Annotated in this window: 16 protein-coding genes; 11 read left to right on the top strand and 5 right to left on the bottom strand. The window is 70.6% G+C overall.

The genetic code is table 11. The features are described from left to right. Positions 1–5: 5 nt before the first annotated feature. The 5 genes from CQ047_RS14410 to dnaK all read right to left on the bottom strand — a co-directional run bounded on the left by CQ047_RS14410 (position 6) and on the right by dnaK (position 5,525). Entirely contained in the window at positions 6–1,367 is a 1,362-nt protein-coding gene (locus CQ047_RS14410) for an FAD-dependent oxidoreductase (protein WP_258132686.1), read from the bottom strand. A 110-nt stretch (positions 1,368–1,477) separates the two neighbouring features. Further along, the gene (locus CQ047_RS14415; RefSeq protein WP_105676400.1) at positions 1,478–1,909 is read right to left on the bottom strand and encodes a heat shock protein transcriptional repressor HspR; all 432 of its coding nucleotides are present in this window, start codon (positions 1,907–1,909) and stop codon (positions 1,478–1,480) included. Positions 1,910–2,053: 144 nt separating this feature from the next. Beyond that, complete coding sequence (locus tag CQ047_RS14420; RefSeq protein WP_105676402.1) at positions 2,054–3,034, bottom strand: DnaJ C-terminal domain-containing protein; 981 nt, start codon at positions 3,032–3,034, stop codon at positions 2,054–2,056. A gap of 11 nt (positions 3,035–3,045) precedes the next feature. Then, the gene (locus CQ047_RS14425) at positions 3,046–3,663 is read right to left on the bottom strand and encodes a nucleotide exchange factor GrpE (protein ID WP_105676403.1); all 618 of its coding nucleotides are present in this window, start codon (positions 3,661–3,663) and stop codon (positions 3,046–3,048) included. A gap of 2 nt (positions 3,664–3,665) precedes the next feature. After that, a complete protein-coding gene (dnaK, locus tag CQ047_RS14430; RefSeq protein ID WP_105676404.1) occupies positions 3,666–5,525 on the bottom strand; it encodes a molecular chaperone DnaK in 1,860 nt (619 codons plus the stop codon). A gap of 190 nt (positions 5,526–5,715) precedes the next feature. Between dnaK and CQ047_RS14435 the strand changes: the two genes are divergently transcribed. The 11 genes from CQ047_RS14435 to cobA all read left to right on the top strand — a co-directional run. Further along, positions 5,716–6,540, top strand: a complete 825-nt coding sequence (locus CQ047_RS14435; protein ID WP_105676406.1) for an alpha/beta fold hydrolase — start codon at positions 5,716–5,718, stop codon at positions 6,538–6,540. Positions 6,541–6,651: 111 nt separating this feature from the next. Further along, a complete protein-coding gene (locus CQ047_RS14440; protein WP_105676407.1) occupies positions 6,652–7,254 on the top strand; it encodes an HAD family phosphatase in 603 nt (200 codons plus the stop codon). A gap of 87 nt (positions 7,255–7,341) precedes the next feature. After that, a complete protein-coding gene (locus CQ047_RS14445; RefSeq protein WP_105676408.1) occupies positions 7,342–8,025 on the top strand; it encodes a sirohydrochlorin chelatase in 684 nt (227 codons plus the stop codon). A gap of 179 nt (positions 8,026–8,204) precedes the next feature. After that, positions 8,205–9,923, top strand: a complete 1,719-nt coding sequence (locus CQ047_RS14450; protein WP_105676410.1) for a nitrite/sulfite reductase — start codon at positions 8,205–8,207, stop codon at positions 9,921–9,923. Then, positions 9,920–10,669: a phosphoadenylyl-sulfate reductase gene (locus CQ047_RS14455; RefSeq protein ID WP_223585638.1), complete on the top strand. Its 750-nt coding sequence runs from the start codon at positions 9,920–9,922 to the stop codon at positions 10,667–10,669. Before CQ047_RS14450 ends, CQ047_RS14455 begins: the two co-directional genes overlap by 4 nt. Next, entirely contained in the window at positions 10,666–11,580 is a 915-nt protein-coding gene (gene cysD, locus CQ047_RS14460; RefSeq protein WP_181155956.1) for a sulfate adenylyltransferase subunit CysD, read from the top strand. The genes CQ047_RS14455 and cysD overlap by 4 nt, the downstream gene beginning before the upstream one ends. Next, positions 11,580–12,890 (top strand): sulfate adenylyltransferase subunit 1, encoded by a 1,311-nt coding sequence (locus tag CQ047_RS14465; protein ID WP_105676412.1) that lies wholly within the window; start codon positions 11,580–11,582, stop codon positions 12,888–12,890. Before cysD ends, CQ047_RS14465 begins: the two co-directional genes overlap by 1 nt. Positions 12,891–12,927: 37 nt before the next feature. Beyond that, positions 12,928–14,001 carry an ABC transporter substrate-binding protein gene (locus tag CQ047_RS14470; protein WP_258132690.1) on the top strand — a complete coding sequence of 358 codons (1,074 nt, stop codon included), beginning with the start codon at positions 12,928–12,930 and terminating at the stop codon, positions 13,999–14,001. Further along, entirely contained in the window at positions 14,001–14,855 is an 855-nt protein-coding gene (locus CQ047_RS14475) for an ABC transporter ATP-binding protein (RefSeq protein ID WP_105676415.1), read from the top strand. The genes CQ047_RS14470 and CQ047_RS14475 overlap by 1 nt, the downstream gene beginning before the upstream one ends. Beyond that, a complete protein-coding gene (locus CQ047_RS14480) occupies positions 14,845–15,765 on the top strand; it encodes an ABC transporter permease (protein ID WP_105676416.1) in 921 nt (306 codons plus the stop codon). The genes CQ047_RS14475 and CQ047_RS14480 overlap by 11 nt, the downstream gene beginning before the upstream one ends. After that, a partial coding sequence (gene cobA, locus CQ047_RS14485; protein WP_105676417.1) for a uroporphyrinogen-III C-methyltransferase occupies positions 15,762–16,646 on the top strand: 885 nt, incomplete at its 3' end. The genes CQ047_RS14480 and cobA, both read left to right, overlap by 4 nt.

The raw sequence follows: 16,646 nt of genomic DNA on the forward strand, positions 1-16,646 counted from the left end.
AGAGCTCAGCTCGCTGGTGCGAGGAACGGCGCCAGGGATGCCGCGGCCGCGGCGAGCACGGCGTCGTCGTCGAGGTCGGCGAAGTCCGCCGCATCCGCACCGCCGACGAGTCCCACCAGGATGTTCTCGCCCGTGAGCGGTGCGAGGTTGAACCAGGTGCGGATGGTCGCGTCGCCTCCGACGACATGCCAGATGGCGGCATCGGTGACGAGCAGCGGCTCCTCGAAACGCAGCCAGACCGTCTCGATGAAACCCATGCTCAGATCCGCGATCGCGCCGCGCTGACCGAAGGGCAGCTTCGGCGAGAACTCGATGCCGTCGCTCTGCAGCACTCCGAGCGGCACGGTGATCACGACGCGATCGAACGACAGCGACTCGCCCGTCGCGATGCCGAGGCTCACCCCCGCGTCGTCGTACGCGACGCGGCTGACGGGCGATGACAGGCTCGTCTTGACGTCGTCGAGCAGGTGGGCGGCGAGCGCACCGAGATCGCCGAGCACCGCCGTGCGCTCTGCGGGAGGGATCACGGGAGGGAACCACGACGAGGCCTGGTCGGCGTCGGAGCCGGAGGAGGCCGAGAGGGAGGCGAGCAGAGCGGCAAGGCCGGGCTCGGCGGGGTCGGCGCCTGCGTCGGTCAGGGCCTGCGCCAGCGGGATGTCGGCGGGGAGGGCCTGCGCCGACGCGATCGCGTCGGTGAGCACCTGGTCGGCGACGGGTTCGACGTCGCCCTCCGTCGACTTCCAGAGCGATGCCGACAGCGACCCCGTGCGGATGTCGAGCGCGTTCAGCTGTTCGCTGACGTCGGCATCCTGCGCACCGAGGAGCCAGCCGCCGAGCTGAGCAGGCACCGGCCAGGACTTCTCATCGACGACGGACTGCACGCGCCCGCCGACACGGTCCCTGGCGTCGAAGACCGTGAGCTCGAAACCCGTTCCCGAGAGCCGTGCGGCCGCTGCCGCCCCGGCGAGGCCCGCACCGACGATGGCGATGCGCTCTCCGTACTCGGCCGCGGCCAGCAGCTCCTCCGCCGCTCGCGTGCCGGAGCGCAGCGCACCCGACATCGTTCCCGGAGCATCGGCATCCGTCGCCTCCCCGGCGAAGAACAGCCGTCCGTCGACGGACGCGGCGAGGGCGTCGCGCGCGCTCGCCTGCACGCCGGCGGGAGTGAAGCTGGCCGACCCCAGGGCGAACGGATCGGAGGCCCACCTGCTGCGAGCGAAGGCGAGCGGAGCGATCGTGCTGCCGGTCGGGCGCGGCGACGGGGAGCGATCGGGCGTGGGAGACGGCACCGGTTCCGGGGTGCAGGAGGCGAGCAGCACTCCCAGGACGCCGGCTCCGGCGCCGATCAGCAGAGTGCGACGCGTCATCCTCATCGTGACGCAACGATACCGCGCGCGCATCCGTCGTCCACACAGGGGCGAGGTCTACGCGTTCTCCACAGCGCCGGCGATCGCCCTGGATCCGCCTCTCCAGGGGATCAGTCGCGCCCGCCCCCGGGGTGCCACAGCACGACCTCGGTGGAGCGGCGGATGCGCCGGCCGCCGGGCATCGGGACGACACCGGCCGACCCCGCGGCGAACACACGGACGCCGGGGCGATTCTCCCGTTCGGCTCGCAGCGCCGTGTCGAGCTCGGCGACGCGGCGACGCAGCATCCGGTTCTCGTCTTCCAGGTCGAGCAGCCGTGCGATGGCGGGCAGGCTCACCCCTTCGGAGGAGAGCTGTGCGACCTCGCGGAGCTGCTCGATGTTGCGGGTCGAGTAGCGGCGGGAGCCGCCGGAGGTGCGCCCTGGCACGACGAGGCCGATGCGGTCGTACTGCCGCAGGGTCTGCGGGTGCATGCCGGCGAGCTCGGCCGCGACGGCGATCGCGAACACCGGGGTGTCGGCATCCATGCGCTGCTCAGCCATGACGCGTCACCCGCCCTCGGCCGTAGAGCGAGGCGCGGCCCGACGAGGCGCGCCCCAGGCCGTCGAGCGAGCGCGGCGACGAGACGGAACACTCCGCTGTGGGACGTCCCGTCTCGCGTCGCCCGCTCGACGACCGGAGTGATCTCATCGCCGCGCCTTCGCCATGAGGTCGGCGCGCGGGTTCTCGTTCGGCTCCAGCGACTGGAACTTCTCGAGTGCCTCGCGGGCCGCCTCGTCGAGGTGCGATGGCACGGCGATCTGCAGCTCGGCGAGCAGGTCGCCGGTGCCCTTGGTGGTGGTGACGCCGCGTCCCTTGACGCGCAGCACGCGTCCGGACGGCGTGCCGGGGGCCACACGGAGCTTGACCGTGTCGCCGCCGAGCGTCGGCACCTCGATGGTCGCGCCGAGCGCGGCCTCGGTGAACGTCACCGGCACCACGACGCGGAGGTTGAGGCCCTCGCGCGTGAAGACCGGATGCGGGCGCACCGCGATCTGCACGACGATGTCGCCGTTCTCCCCACCGTCCGGTGAGGGGCGACCGCGGCCGCGCAGCTTGATCTTCTGTCCGTCGGCGACGCCCGCGGGGATCTTCACCTTGAACGGCTTGCCGTCTTCGCCCTGCAGCGTGATGGTCTCGCCCTGCACGGCCGTGGCGAAGTCGAGCGTGGTGCGCGCCGTCACGTCGGCGCCGCGCTGCGGGCCTCCGTAGCCGCGGAAACCGCCCGACGTCTGGCCGAAGCGACCGGTGCCGAAGCTCCCGCCGCCCTGATTGAACATCGAGAAGATGTCCTCGAAGTCGGCCGTCTGGCCGCGGCCCTGCTGACCGAACCGGCTGAACACGTCTTCGAAGCCGCCTGCGCCCTGGCCGCTCGCCGTGAAGCGGGCACCAGAGCCCATGGCGCGGATCTCGTCGTACTCCTTGCGCTGTTCGGCATCGGAGAGCACCGAGTACGCCTCGCTGATCTCCTTGAACTTCGCCTCGGCCGCGGCATCCCCCTGATTGGAGTCGGGGTGGTACTTGCGGGCGAGCTTGCGGTACGTCTTCTTGAGATCGGCGTCGCTGACGTCCTTCGAGACCCCGAGGGTCTTGTAGAAGTCCTTGTCGAACCAGTCCTGGCTAGCCATCGATCACCTGCCTACTCAGCCGGTACAGCGACGACGACCTTCGCAGGACGCAGCTCGACGTCTCCGAGGCGGTATCCCACCTCGACGACCTCGAGGATCGTGGTCTTCTCGGCACCCGGGGTGGGCTGCTGGAAGATCGCCTCGTGGCGCTGCGGGTCGAAGTCCTCGCCCGCCTCGCCGTAGGAGACGACTCCGAGCCGCTCGGCGACTCCGCGCACCTTGTCGGCGATCGCGGCGAAGGGCGTGCCCTCGACCAGATCGCCGTGCTGGGCGGCGCGGCCGAGGTCGTCGAGCACCGGGATGAGGCCCTTGGCGGCCTCGCCCTTCGCCCGCTCGATCTCGACCTGGCGCTGCTCCTCGGTGCGGCGACGGTAGTTCGCGTACTCGGCCTGGAGGCGCTTGAGGTCGTTCAGCAGCGTGGACTCGAGGTCGGCGAGCACGGCGTCCTCCGCCGCGGCCTCACCGGTCTGCTCGGTGCCCAGGATGTCGTCGACCGTGAGCTCCTCGTCGGAGCCCTCCGCGGCCCTGGCCTCGGTGGAGTCCGGGTTCTGCGGCGCGGGGCCGGATGCCGCAGCATCCGACCCCTCGCTCCCAGGAACCTCGTTGTTGTCGAAGTTCTTGTCGGTCATGGTTACTTCTTCTCGTCCTCGTCGTCGACGACCTCGGCGTCGATGACGTCCTCGTCGGAGGATGCATCGCCCGCGGGGGCCTCGCCCTCGGCTGCACCCGGTGCGGGCTCCGCCTGGGACTGCGCGTAGATGGCCTCGCCCAGCTTGGACTGCGACTGGTTCAGCTTCTCGAACGCGGTCTTCACGGCCTCGTCGTCGTCGCCGGCCAGTGCCGTCTTGAGCGCGTCGACGTCGGCCTTGACCTCGGTCTTCACGTCTTCGGGCAGCTTGTCCTCGTTCTCGGAGATCAGCTTGTCGATCGAGTACGAGAGCGTCTCGGCCTGGTTGCGCACCTCGGCGGCCTCGCGGCGCGCCTTGTCTTCTGCGGCGTGCTCCTCGGCCTCGCGCACCATGCGCTCGATGTCCTCCTTCGACAGCGACGAGCCGCCGGAGATGACGATCGACTTCTCGGTGCCGGTGCCCTTGTCCTTCGCGGACACGTGCACGATGCCGTTGGCGTCGATGTCGAACGTGACCTCGATCTGCGGGATGCCGCGGGGAGCCGGAGCGATGCCCGTGAGTTCGAACGTGCCGAGCGGCTTGTTGTCGCGGGTGAAGTCGCGCTCGCCCTGGAAGACCTGGATCGCGACGGACGGCTGGTTGTCGTCTGCCGTGGTGAAGGTCTCGCTGCGCTTGGTCGGGATGGCCGTGTTGCGCTCGATGAGCTTGGTCATCATGCCGCCCTTGGTCTCGATGCCGAGGCTCAGCGGGGTGACGTCGATGAGGAGGACGTCCTTGCGCTCTCCCTTCAGGACACCGGCCTGCAGAGCGGCGCCGACGGCGACGACCTCATCGGGGTTGACACCCTTGTTGGCCTCCTTGCCGGTCTCGCGCTTGACGAGCTCGGCCACGGCGGGCATACGGGTCGATCCGCCGACGAGCACGATGTGGTCGATGTCGGCCACCTTGATGTTCGCCTCGCGGATGACGTCTTCGAAGGGCTTCTTGGTGCGGTCGAGCAGGTCCTTCGTGAGGTCCTCGAACTTCGCGCGGGTGATGGTCTCGCTCAGCGAGACGGGACCCGACTCGGTCAGCGACAGGTAGGGCAGGTTGATGCTCGTCGAGGTCGAGGAGGAGAGCTCCTTCTTGGCCTGCTCCGCCGCCTCCTTGAGACGCTGCAGGGCGATCTTGTCGCCGGAGACGTCGACGCCCGTGGTCTCCTTGAACTGCTTGATCAGGTAGTCGACGAGACGCTGGTCCCAGTCGTCGCCGCCGAGGCGGTTGTCACCGGCGGTCGAGCGCACCTGGATGGTGGAGAAGTCGTCGTCCTTGCCCACCTCGAGGAGGGAGACGTCGAAGGTTCCGCCGCCGAGGTCGAAGACGAGGATGAGCTCGTCCTCCTTGCCCTTGTCGAGGCCGTAGGCGAGGGCCGCAGCGGTGGGCTCGTTGATGATGCGCAGGACGTTGAGGCCCGAGATCTCGCCGGCCTCCTTGGTGGCCTGACGCTCGGCGTCGTTGAAGTACGCGGGGACGGTGATGACGGCATCCGTCACCGTGTCGCCCAGGTAGGCCTCGGCGTCGCGCTTGAGCTTCATGAGGATGCGCGCGGAGATCTCCTGCGGCGTCCACTTCTTGCCGTCGACGTCGAAGCCCCAGGTGGTGCCCATGTGGCGCTTGACGGACGAGATGGTGCGGTCGACGTTGGTGACGGCCTGGCGCTTGGCGGTCTCACCGACGAGCACCTCGCCGTCCTTGGTGAATGCGACGACCGACGGGGTCGTGCGGAAGCCCTCGGCGTTGGCGATGACCTTCGGCTCGCCGCCCTCGAGGACGCTGACGACGGAGTTCGTGGTTCCGAGGTCGATTCCAACAGCACGTGCCATGTGTTCTCTCCTTGTGTTCGAAGTGTGTGGTGATCTGAAAAACCTGCGGCGACCAGGGAAACCTGAGTCGCGATGACTCAACTGTACTCCGACGCTCGGATACTGTCAAACAAACTTGATATGAATCGGCTCAACTTTTCCCCTGAACCGCGGATGCCGATCGCCCATGCTCCTCTGCCACGCTGGACGCATGAGCGCTGACCTCGCCCACTTGCCCGTCGCCCTCTCGCGGATCGGACGGGTGACCGGGGATCCGGTCGTCGTCCTCCCCGGCGGGCCCTGTCGCGACCCCGCCTACCTCGGCGACCTCGCCGGCCTCGGAGACACCTGCCCGATCGTCGTGCTGCACCCGCGGGGCGTCCCCGGCAGCACCGACGTGTCCCGAGGATGGTGGGCGGATGCCGACGACGTGATCGCCGTCATCGACGCCCTGGGGCTGGAGCACGCGCAGGTGGTGGCCCATTCGGCCGGCACCAGGCTCGCCCTCGCAGCGGCGACGCGCTTCCCCGGGCGGATCCGATCCATGGCCCTCATCACGCCGCCTGCGACCTGGATCACCGGGACGCCGCACGACGGCGACTCGATTCCGCTCGATCGCACGAACCCCGCGGTCGCGGCGGCCATCCATGCGCTGCAGGAAGACGACCCCGCCACGGAGTCGGAGTTCACCGCCGCCTTCCTCCGCCAGACCCCCGCGACCTACGCTCACTGGTCTCCGGTGGAACAGGCTCACGCGACGATCGGCTCGGTCAGCCTCGCGGCGACCAGCGCCTGGTTCACCGGCATCCCCGCCGACGCGGTCGAGCAGGTGCGTGCCGCGCGGATTCCGCCGACGCTCGTGATCGGCGGCGACCGCGACTATCTGACCGGAGTGCAGCCCGTCCGCGACTACGCGGCGGCGCTGGGCGCGGAGGTCGCCTTCATCCGGGACTGCGGTCACTACCCCTGGGTCGAGCAGCCCGCCGAGTTCCGCAGTGTGATGCGCTCCTGGCTCTCGTCCGCCGACGTCCTCTGACACCCGAACCGCGATGATCGGGCAGAAGTGCTGCTCCCGAGGCTCACGAAGCTGCGTTTCTGACCGATCCCGGCGGGATTGAACGAGGATGGGGCAGGGCAGGATGGGTCCATGATCCGCGCCGTGCTCTTCGACCTCGACGGGGTCGTGCGCCACTTCGACCACGACCCCGACCTCGAACGCCGACACGGCCTCGACGACGGCGACATCGCGCGCGTCGCCTTCGCCTCCCCTCTCATCGAAGAGGTCACGACCGGGCGCATCACCCGCGCCGAATGGATCGCGCGCATCGCCGAGCGAACCGCTCCCGCCGCCGCCGAGGAGTGGGGACGCACGCCGTTCCGCCTCGACCCCGAGGTGCTCGCGGTGATCGACGCGCTCAGAGCCACCGGCATCCGCTGCATGATCCTCACCAACGGCACCGACACCATCCCCCGGGAGCTGAGGGACAGCGGGCTCGACGCCCACCTCGACGGCATCGTCAACTCCGCCGAGATCGGCTACGCCAAGCCGGATCCGCGCGCCTTCCAGCACGCACTGGATGCCCTGGAGCTCCGCGCGGAGGAGGTCTTCTTCACCGACGACTCCCCGTCCACGCTCACCGGGGCGGACGAGCTCGGCATCACGACGCACCATTTCACCGGCGTCCTGCCGCTGCGCCGGGCGCTCCTCGACGCACGGATCGCCCTCCCCATCCTCGACGAACGCCGGTGACCGGGCACCAATGCTGCTCCCCCGCCCATGAAGCCGCATCCCTGACCGATCCCGGCGCCGAGGAGAGCGGGAGCTAGAGTCTCAGGCATGCCCCGACCGACACTGCTCGCCGTCTCGCACGGGACCGCGGATGCCGACGGCTCGACCGCGATCGCCGCCCTCGTCGCCGAAGTACGCGCGGCGCTGCCCGACGTCGAAGTGCGGGAGGCGTACGTCGACGTGCAGGAGCCCGATGCGGCCGACCTCGCCCCCGCGATCGGCGGACAGCTCGTCATCGTGCCGCTGCTGCTGTCGAGCGGCTTCCACGTGCACCATGATCTGCACGGCATCGCGGCGAAGCGGGCGGATGCCGTCGTCGCCGACCCCCTGGGACCAGACGCGCGGCTCGCCGACGTGCTCGCGGAGCGCCTCGCGGCGACCGCCGACGCGGCCGCGGGCGGCCCCGTGGTCCTGGCCGTCGCCGGATCCCGCGACCCCCGCTCGCTCACGGATGCCGAGGGCATGGCGTCCCTGTTCGCCGAGCGACTGGGCCGCGACGTCGCGCTCGCCTACCTCGCCGCGCGTGACCCCGATCTGCCGACCGCGCTGCGCGAGCATCCGGGTTCCCCCGTGGCGACCTTCCTCCTCGCCCGCGGCTACTTCTACGATCTGGCCGTGCAGCAGGGCGACGGCCGCGCCCTCAGCCTCCCTCTGCTCGACGGCGGGCCCGTGCCGCAGCCGCTCGTCGATCTGGTGGTCGCGCGCTACGAGGACGCCGCCGCCCGCTTCTGAGCACCGCCGCCGTCATCCGCCGGCTGCACAGCACAGAACGTCGCCCCGCACCAGACCCTGCGGGCATATTCCGTGCTGCATGACGCTGTGTGACGATCCTTGACGTCACATGTCGTCCAAGGTTCTTGAACACCGTCCAACTCCCTACCGTGATGCGAAGCCATCCCAGGGAGCCGTTCATGACCATCCAGCAGCCGACGCCGATCCGTGGTGCCCGCACGCGCACCACGAGGACTCCGACCAAACCCCACGGGCAGTGGGCGGTCGACGGCACGGAGCCGCTGAACGCGAACGAGGAGTGGAAGCTCGCCGACGACGGCCTGAACGTCCGCGAGCGCATCGAGAACGTCTACGCGCAGGGCGGGTTCGCGAGCATCGACCCGACCGACCTGCACGGGCGCTTCCGCTGGTGGGGCCTGTACACGCAGCGCAAGCCCGGCATCGACGGCGGCCGCACGGCCCAGCTCGAGCCGCATGAGCTCGAGGACGAGTACTTCATGCTGCGGGTCCGCATCGACGGCGGGCAGCTCACCACCCATCAACTGCGCGTGATCGGCGAGATCTCCACCGAGTTCGCCCGCGACAGCGCCGACCTCACCGACCGTCAGAACGTGCAGCTGCACTGGGTCCAGGTCGAAGACGTGCCCGAGATCTGGCGCCGTCTCGAAGAGGTCGGGCTCAGCACGACCGAGGCGTGCGGCGATGTGCCGCGCGTGATCCTGGGCTCTCCCGTCGCCGGCATCGCCGCGGACGAGATCATCGACCCCACCCCGCAGATCCTCGAGATCGCGGAGCGCTTCGTGGGCGACCAGTCGCTCGCCAACCTCCCCCGCAAGTACAAGACCGCCATCACCGGCCACCCGAGCCAGGACGTGGTGCACGAGATCAACGACTGCGCGTTCGTCGCGGTCGAGCATCCAGAGCTCGGCATCGGCTACGACATCTGGGTCGGCGGCGCGCTCTCGGTGGTGCCGCGGCTCGGCGAGCGCCTCGGCGCGTTCGTGGCCCCCGAGCGGGTCGCCGAGGTGTGGCACGGGGTCACGCAGATCTTCCGCGACTACGGCTATCGCCGCCTGCGCAACAAGGCCCGCCTGAAGTTCCTGCTCGCCGACTGGGGAGTCGAGAGGTTCCGCGAGGTGCTGGAGACCGAGTACCTCGACGCTCCCCTCCCCGACGGACCGGCCGCCCCCAAGCCCACGACGATCGGCGACCACGTCGGCATCCACCGGCAGAAGGACGGACGCTTCTACGTCGGCGCCGCTCCCCTCGTCGGCCGCGTCTCCGGCAGCGCGCTGACGGCCCTCGCCGACCTCGCGGAGCAGCACGGATCGCAGCGCATCCGCACCACCCCGCATCAGAAGCTGCTGGTGCTCGACGTGCCGGAGGACGGGGTCGAGAGCCTCGTCGCCGGCCTCGACGCCCTCGGGCTCTCGGCCAGGCCCAGCCTGTTCCGCCGCGGCACCATCGCATGCACGGGCATCGAGTACTGCAAGCTCGCGATCGTGGAGACCAAGGCGAACGCGGCCGATGCGATCCGTCAGCTGGAGGAGCGCCTCGGTGCGCTCGAGCCGGAGATCGGCCGCCCGATCACGTTGCACGTGAACGGCTGCCCGAACTCGTGCGCCCGCATCCAGATCGCCGACATCGGGCTGAAGGGCCAGCTGGTGTCGATCGACGGAGAGCAGGTCCCCGGCTACCAGGTGCACCTGGGCGGCGGCCTCGCGGGCGTCGACCGCGAGGAGGCCGGTCTGGGACGCACCGTGCGCGGCCTCAAGGTCGCCGCTGACGGCATCGCCGACTACGCCGAGCGGGTGATCCGCCGCTACCTCGCCGACCGCGAGGAGGCCGAGAGCTTCGCGCAGTGGGCGCACAGGGCCGACGAGGAGGCGCTGCAGTGAGCACTCCGGTCGTCATCCGCTCCGCGCGACCTCCCCGGCGTTCGGTCGACGAGCTGCGCGCCCTCGCCGAGCGCGGGGCGGCCGAGCTGCGCAGTCGGCAGCCCGACGAGGCGACGCCGGCGGAGGTCGTCGCCTGGATCGCCGAGAACTTCGACGTCTCGCAGGCGGCCGTCGCCTGCTCGATGGCGGATGCCGCGCTGCCGCACCTCGTCGCGCAGGGCCTCCCCGGTGTCGACGTGCTGTTCCTCGACACGGGCTACCACTTCGCCGAGACCACGTTCACGCGCAACGAGGTGGAGCGCGAGCTCGACGTGCGCATCGTCGACGTGAAGCCGGAGCAGACCGTGCGCGAGCAGGATGCCGAGTTCGGCGCGAACCTGTTCGAGCGCGATCCCGGCCTGTGCTGCGCGCGGCGCAAGGTCGAACCGTTGCAGCGCTCGCTCGGCGAGTACGAGGTGTGGTTCACCGGTGTGCGCCGCGAGGAGGCGCCGACGCGCGCCGAGACCCCGCTGATCGTGTGGGACGAGCGCAACGGCCTCGTGAAGGTCAACCCGGTCGCCGCGTGGAGCTTCGACGACCTCATCGACTACGCCACCGTGAACGCGGTGCCGGTGAACCCCCTGATCGCGAACGGCTACCCGTCGATCGGCTGCGCGCCGTGCACGAAGCCCGTCGCCGCCGGCGAAGACCCACGCTCCGGCCGATGGGCCGGGCTCTCCAAGACAGAATGCGGACTCCACCTATGAGCGTCGCCACCCGGACCCAGGGGCTGAGCGCCCTCGACCTGCTCGAGGCGGAGGGCATCCACATCATCCGCGAGGTCGTCGCCGAGTTCGAGCGCCCCGTGCTGCTGTTCTCGGGCGGAAAGGACTCCGTCGTGGTGCTGCACCTCGCGGCGAAGGCCTTCGCGCCGGGCAAGGTGCCGTTCCCCGTGCTGCACGTCGACACCGGCCACAACTTCCCCGAGGTGATCGCCTTCCGCGACGAGACGGTCGCCCGCCTCGGCATCGACCTCGAGGTCGCGCGCGTGCAGGACTACATCGACGACGGCCGCCTGGCCGAGCGCCCCGACGGCACCCGCAACCCGCTGCAGACGCAGCCGCTGCTCGACGCGATCGCCGCGGGAAAGCACGATGCCGTGTTCGGCGGCGCCCGCCGCGACGAGGACAAGGCACGGGCGAAGGAGCGCATCATCTCGCTCCGCGACGAGTTCGGCCAGTGGGACCCGCGCAACCAGCGCCCCGAGCTGTGGAGCCTGTACAACGGCCGCCACCTCCCCGGCCAGCACGTGCGGGCCTTCCCGATCTCGAACTGGACCGAGACCGACATCTGGAACTACATCGAGCGCGAGGGCATCGCCCTCCCTCCCCTGTACTACGCGCACGAGCGCGAGGTCTTCCGTCGCGACGGCATGTGGTGGGCCGTGGGCGAGTTCTCGCAGCCGCGCACCGGCGAAGACGTCGTGCGCCGCACGGTGCGCTACCGCACGGTCGGCGACATGAGCTGCACGGGTGCGGTGGAGTCGGATGCCGCGGACACGGCATCCGTCGTCGCCGAGGTGCAGCGCTCCACCCTCACCGAGCGCGGAGCGACCCGGGCCGACGACCGGATCAGCGAGGCCGCCATGGAGGATCGCAAGAAGGACGGGTACTTCTGATGACCGCTGTGACCGCAGAGCAGACGCTCTTCCGCTTCGCGACGGCCGGCTCCGTCGACGACGGCAAGTCCACGCTCGTCGGCCGACTGCTGCACGACGCGAAGGCGATCCTCGCCGACCAGCTGGAGCAGGTCGCCGCCACCAGCCGTCAGCGCGGCTTCGCGCACGGCGACTTCGACTTCGCGCTCCTCACCGACGGGCTCCGAGCCGAGCGCGAGCAGGGCATCACGATCGACGTCGCCTACCGCTACTTCGCGACCGATCGGCGCAGCTTCATCCTCGCCGACTGCCCCGGCCACGTGCAGTACACGCGCAACATGGTCACCGGATCCGCCACCGCGGATGCCGTGATCGTGCTGGTCGACGCCCGCAAGGGCATCGTGGAGCAGACCCGCCGTCACCTCGCCGTGGTCTCCCTGCTGCGCGTGGCCCACGTCGTCATCGCGGTGAACAAGATCGACCTCACAGGCTTCGACGAGAACGTCTTCGTGGAGATCGAGATCGAGGCGGCCAGGGTCGCCGAGCAGCTGGGCCTCACCGGCATCCACGTGCTGCCGGTGTCGGCGCTCGAAGGCGACAACATCGTCGACCGGTCGGAGCGCACGCCCTGGTACCAGGGGCCGACGCTGATCGAGCTGCTGGAGACCCTCCCGACCATCGACGAGTCGGAGGCCGCGGCCTCGGACTTCCGCCTTCCCGTGCAGCTCGTGCTGCGCCCCCAGGGCGGCCTCTCGCCGACCGTGAGCGCCGACGACGCCGAACGCTACCGGGACTTCCGCGGATTCGCCGGCCGCATCTCCGCGGGCTCCGTGCGCGTCGGCGACATCGTGGAGGTGTTCCCCGGAGGGCACGCCACCACGGTCACCGGCATCCACGTCGCGGGGGCGGAGGCGGATGCCGCGACGGCTCCGCAGTCGGTCACGCTGACGCTCGCCGATGAGCTGGACGCCGCACGGGGCGCCGTGATCGCGGCATCCGGCACCGTTCCCGCCGGGCGCCGGGAGGCGGTCGTCGAGCTCTTCCAGCTCGATCCGCGCACGATCACCGCGGGCACCAGGGTGCTGGTCAAGCACGGCACCCTGACCGTGCAGGCGCTCGTGTCCGAGGTCATCGACCGCCGCGACCTCGACACGCTCGGCCACCTCGACGCCGACGCGCTCGCGGTCAACGAGATCGGCCGCGTGCGTCTGCGCTTCGCCGCCGACCTCCCCCTCGAACCGTACGAGCAGAGCCGCTCCGGCGGCTCCCTCGTGCTCATCCACCCCGCCGACGGCGCGACGCTGGCCGCAGCGACCGTCGTCGGGGACTGACCCGCACCACCCCACCACTCGCTAAGGAGGCGACACCGTGAAGATCACCCGCAGGACCACCGCACTCACAGCCCTTGGACTCGCTGCCATGATTCTGGCCGGCTGCGCCTCGGCATCCGCCGCGCCGAGCGCGTCAGACGCCGCGAAGGACGACCTCTCCGAAGTGCGTCTGGGCTACTTCGCCAACGTCACGCACGCGCCGGCGCTGGTCGGGCTCTCCGAGGGGCTGTTCCAGGATGCTCTCGGCGACGTCGACGTGAAGACGGAGGTCTTCAACGCCGGACCGGCCGCGATCGAGGCCCTCTCGGCCGGAGCGATCGACGCCACCTACATCGGGCCCAACCCGGCGATCAACACGTTCATCCAGTCGGGCGGCGAGTCGGCGAACATCATCGCCGGAGCGACCTCGGGCGGCGCGGCGCTGGTCGTGCGCGACGGCATCGACAAGCCGGAGGACCTCAAGGGCGCGAACATCGCGACGCCCCAGCTCGGCAACACGCAGGACGTGGCGCTGCGCAGCTGGCTCGCAGACGAGGGCTTCGAGACCTCGACCTCCGGCGGGGGCGACGTCGCCATCACGCCCACCGAGAACGCGCAGACGCTGACGCTGTTCCAGGACGGGCAGCTCGACGGCGCCTGGCTCCCCGAGCCGTGGGTGTCGCGACTGGTCGTCGAGGCGGGAGCCCACGTGCTCGTCGACGAGGCCGACCTCTGGCCCGACGGCGCGTTCCCGACCACGGTGCTGCTCGTGCGCAAGGACTTCGCCGAGGAGCACCCGAAGATCGTCGAGGAGCTGCTGGAGGGGCACATCGCCGCGGTGCAGTGGCTCGACGAGCACGCCGACGAGGCCCCGGCCGTCATCAACGACGCCCTGGAGAAGGCGACGGGCAAGAAGCTCTCCGATGAGGTGCTGGCCCGCGCACTCGAGAACGTCACGTTCACGGTCGACCCGCACGCCGAGACCTTCACGAAGCTCGTGGAGAACGGGCTGGCCGCCGGCACGCAGAAGAAGGGCTCGATCGACGGGCTGTTCGATCTGACGCCGCTGAACGCGCTCCTGAAGAAGGCCGGCGAGGACACCGTCTCGGCCGCAGGGCTCGGGGAGGACTGATGAGCGCGCCCGCGGGGCCCTTCGGCGGGCTCAGGGACCTTCCCCTGCCAGCATCCGCGACCAGGCTGACGCCCAGCTTCGACGGCGTCACCCCCCTGGCCGCGCCTGCGCCCTCCGTCGACCCCGCGGTGCGCCTCTCGCACGTCACCAAGCGCTACGGATCGGGGCCGGTCGTCCTCGACGACGTCTCCCTCGACATCGCCCCCGGTGAGTTCATCTGCCTGCTCGGAGCCTCTGGCTGCGGCAAGTCGACGCTGCTCAACCTCGTCGCGGGGCTCGAGCCTGTCACCAGCGGCGGGATCGAGACCCCCGACGGGGGCGCGGCCGTGATGTTCCAGGAGTCCGCGCTGATGCCGTGGCTCACCGCCCGTCAGAACGTCGAGCTCGCGCTGCGACTGCGCGGCGTGCCCCGGGGCGACCGACGCGCGGAGGCCGAGCGTCTGCTCGGCACCGTCAACCTCGCCGAGGCCGCCGACAAGCGGCCGCACGAGCTCTCCGGCGGCATGCGCCAGCGCGTGGCCCTCGCCCGCGCCCTCGCGCAGGATCGCGCCGTGCTGCTCATGGACGAGCCCTTCGCCGCCCTCGACGCCATCACCCGCGACCTGCTGCACGAGGAGCTCGAGCGCGTGTGGCGCGCCACCGGCCGCACGATCGTGTTCGTCACGCACAACGTGCGAGAGGCCGCTCGACTGGGTCAGCGGGTCATCCTGCTCTCCAGTCGCCCAGGTCGCATCGCCGGCGAGTGGCGCATCGCGAACACCTCGGGGCGCCGCATCGAGTCGCCCGAGGTCGCGGCCCTCGCCACCGAGATCACCGCCGAGCTGCGGAAGGAGATCGCCCGCAATGCCTCATGAGACCACCGTCTTCCGCCCGGCGGACGACACCGCGAGCGGCGATGCGTACGGCGACCTGCGCACGCTGTCGACCGGCCTCGACCGCCTGCAGTCCGACGAGGTGCAGCGCACACCGCGGTGGCGCGACGTGCTCGCCAAGACGCTGCCTCCGGTCACGCTGCTCGTCGTGCTGCTCGCCGTCTGGCAGCTCTACGTCGTCATCGCGAACCCCCGCCCCGACAAGGCTCCGAGCCCGCTCGCGGTCGCCTCGGCGCTCGGCGACGCGTGGGAGTCGGGTCGCCTGCAGGAGGCGGTGCTCACGAGCCTCGAACGCGGCGTCATCGGCTTCCTCATCGCGATCGTGGGCGGCACCGCTCTCGGAATGCTGCTCGCCGAGTGGAAGCTGCTGCGTCGTGCCGCCGGCCCGCTCATCTCGGGACTCACCGTGCTGCCCTCCGTGGCCTGGGTGCCCGCCGCGATCATCTGGTTCGGCCTGACCGACGGCACCGCGTACTTCGTGATCCTGATGGGGGCGATCCCCTCGATCGTGAACGGGCTGCTCTCCGGCATCGACCAGGTGCCGCCGCAGCTGCGTCGCGTCGGCATCGTGCTCGGCGCGAGCCGCTGGCAGCTGGCGACCGCGGTGACGCTCCCCGCCGCCCTGCCCGGGTACTTCGCGGGCCTCAAGCAGGGGTGGGCGTTCTCGTGGCGCTCCCTGATGGCGGCCGAGATCATCACGATGGGCGGGTCGATGGGATTCGGGCTGGGCACGATGCTCAACCAGTCGCGCGAGCTCGCCGACCTCGCGAGCGTGCTCGGCACGATCCTGCTCATCCTCGCGATCGGCATCGTCATCGAGCTGGTCCTGTTCGCCCCGCTCGAGCGCCGGATGCTGCGCAATCGCGGGCTGCTCCTCGGAGGTGCACGATGACCGGAAGAGTGACCCTCGTCGGGGCGGGACCGGGAGACGCCGGCCTGCTCACGCTCCGCGGCCTGCGGGCGCTGCAGGATGCCGACGTCATCGTCGCCGACCGCCTCGGCGCGCGGCAGGTGCTGCAGCAGCTCGCGGAGGAGGGCGTCGTGCTGACGGCGGAGGTCGTCGACGTCGGCAAGCTCCCCGGCCACCACCCGGTGCCCCAGGACGGCATCAACGACCTCCTCGTCTCCCTGGCCCGCGAGGGTCGGGACGTCGTGCGCCTGAAGGGCGGCGATCCGTTCGTCTTCGGCCGAGGCCGTGAGGAGCAGCTGTTCTGCGAGGAGGCCGGCGTCACGGTCGAGGTCGTGCCCGGCGTGACCAGCGCCGTCTCGGTGCCCGCCGTCGCCGGCATCCCGCTCACCCATCGCGGCCTGGCGGCCTCGTTCACCGTGGTCAGCGCGCACGACCAGATCGAGCGCATCCCCGGTGGCTCCGACCACACCGTCGTGCTGCTGATGGGGGTGAACACGCTGGGGCACTCGGCCCACGTTCTCGCCGCCGGCGCCCGCGGCGACGACTGCCCCGTCGCGATCATCGAAGACGGCTTCGGCGAGAGCCAGCGCATCACGATCGGCACCCTCGGGACGATCGCCTCGCTCGCGGCCTCCCGCCAGGTGCGCTCCCCCGCCGTGATCGTGGTGGGAGACGTCGTGCGGCTGAGCCCACACGCCGCGGCATCCGTGACCATCTCCTCGCAGCCTCCCAGGACCCACTGGAGCGACGCCCTCATCGCGGGGCTCGCCGTCGACACCGGACTCGTCCAGGTCGTCGAGACCGAGCTCGCGGGTGAAGACGGTGGACACGAGGTCGAGAGCGCTGTGCGCGAGGCGGGCGCC

It is taken from the genome of Microbacterium sp. MYb72 (genome assembly GCF_002979415.1).
Lineage (GTDB): Bacteria > Actinomycetota > Actinomycetes > Actinomycetales > Microbacteriaceae > Microbacterium > Microbacterium natoriense.

Coding starts and splice junctions, on each gene's coding strand:
- CQ047_RS14410 (WP_258132686.1), bottom strand. CDS start 1,367: ATGACGCGTCGCACTCTGCTGATCGGCGCCGGAGCCGGCGTCCTGGGA.
- CQ047_RS14415 (WP_105676400.1), bottom strand. CDS start 1,909: ATGGCTGAGCAGCGCATGGATGCCGACACCCCGGTGTTCGCGATCGCC.
- CQ047_RS14420 (WP_105676402.1), bottom strand. CDS start 3,034: ATGGCTAGCCAGGACTGGTTCGACAAGGACTTCTACAAGACCCTCGGG.
- CQ047_RS14425 (WP_105676403.1), bottom strand. CDS start 3,663: ATGACCGACAAGAACTTCGACAACAACGAGGTTCCTGGGAGCGAGGGG.
- dnaK (WP_105676404.1), bottom strand. CDS start 5,525: ATGGCACGTGCTGTTGGAATCGACCTCGGAACCACGAACTCCGTCGTC.
- CQ047_RS14435 (WP_105676406.1), top strand. CDS start 5,716: ATGAGCGCTGACCTCGCCCACTTGCCCGTCGCCCTCTCGCGGATCGGA.
- CQ047_RS14440 (WP_105676407.1), top strand. CDS start 6,652: ATGATCCGCGCCGTGCTCTTCGACCTCGACGGGGTCGTGCGCCACTTC.
- CQ047_RS14445 (WP_105676408.1), top strand. CDS start 7,342: ATGCCCCGACCGACACTGCTCGCCGTCTCGCACGGGACCGCGGATGCC.
- CQ047_RS14450 (WP_105676410.1), top strand. CDS start 8,205: ATGACCATCCAGCAGCCGACGCCGATCCGTGGTGCCCGCACGCGCACC.
- cysD (WP_181155956.1), top strand. CDS start 10,666: ATGAGCGTCGCCACCCGGACCCAGGGGCTGAGCGCCCTCGACCTGCTC.
- CQ047_RS14465 (WP_105676412.1), top strand. CDS start 11,580: ATGACCGCTGTGACCGCAGAGCAGACGCTCTTCCGCTTCGCGACGGCC.
- CQ047_RS14475 (WP_105676415.1), top strand. CDS start 14,001: ATGAGCGCGCCCGCGGGGCCCTTCGGCGGGCTCAGGGACCTTCCCCTG.
- CQ047_RS14480 (WP_105676416.1), top strand. CDS start 14,845: ATGCCTCATGAGACCACCGTCTTCCGCCCGGCGGACGACACCGCGAGC.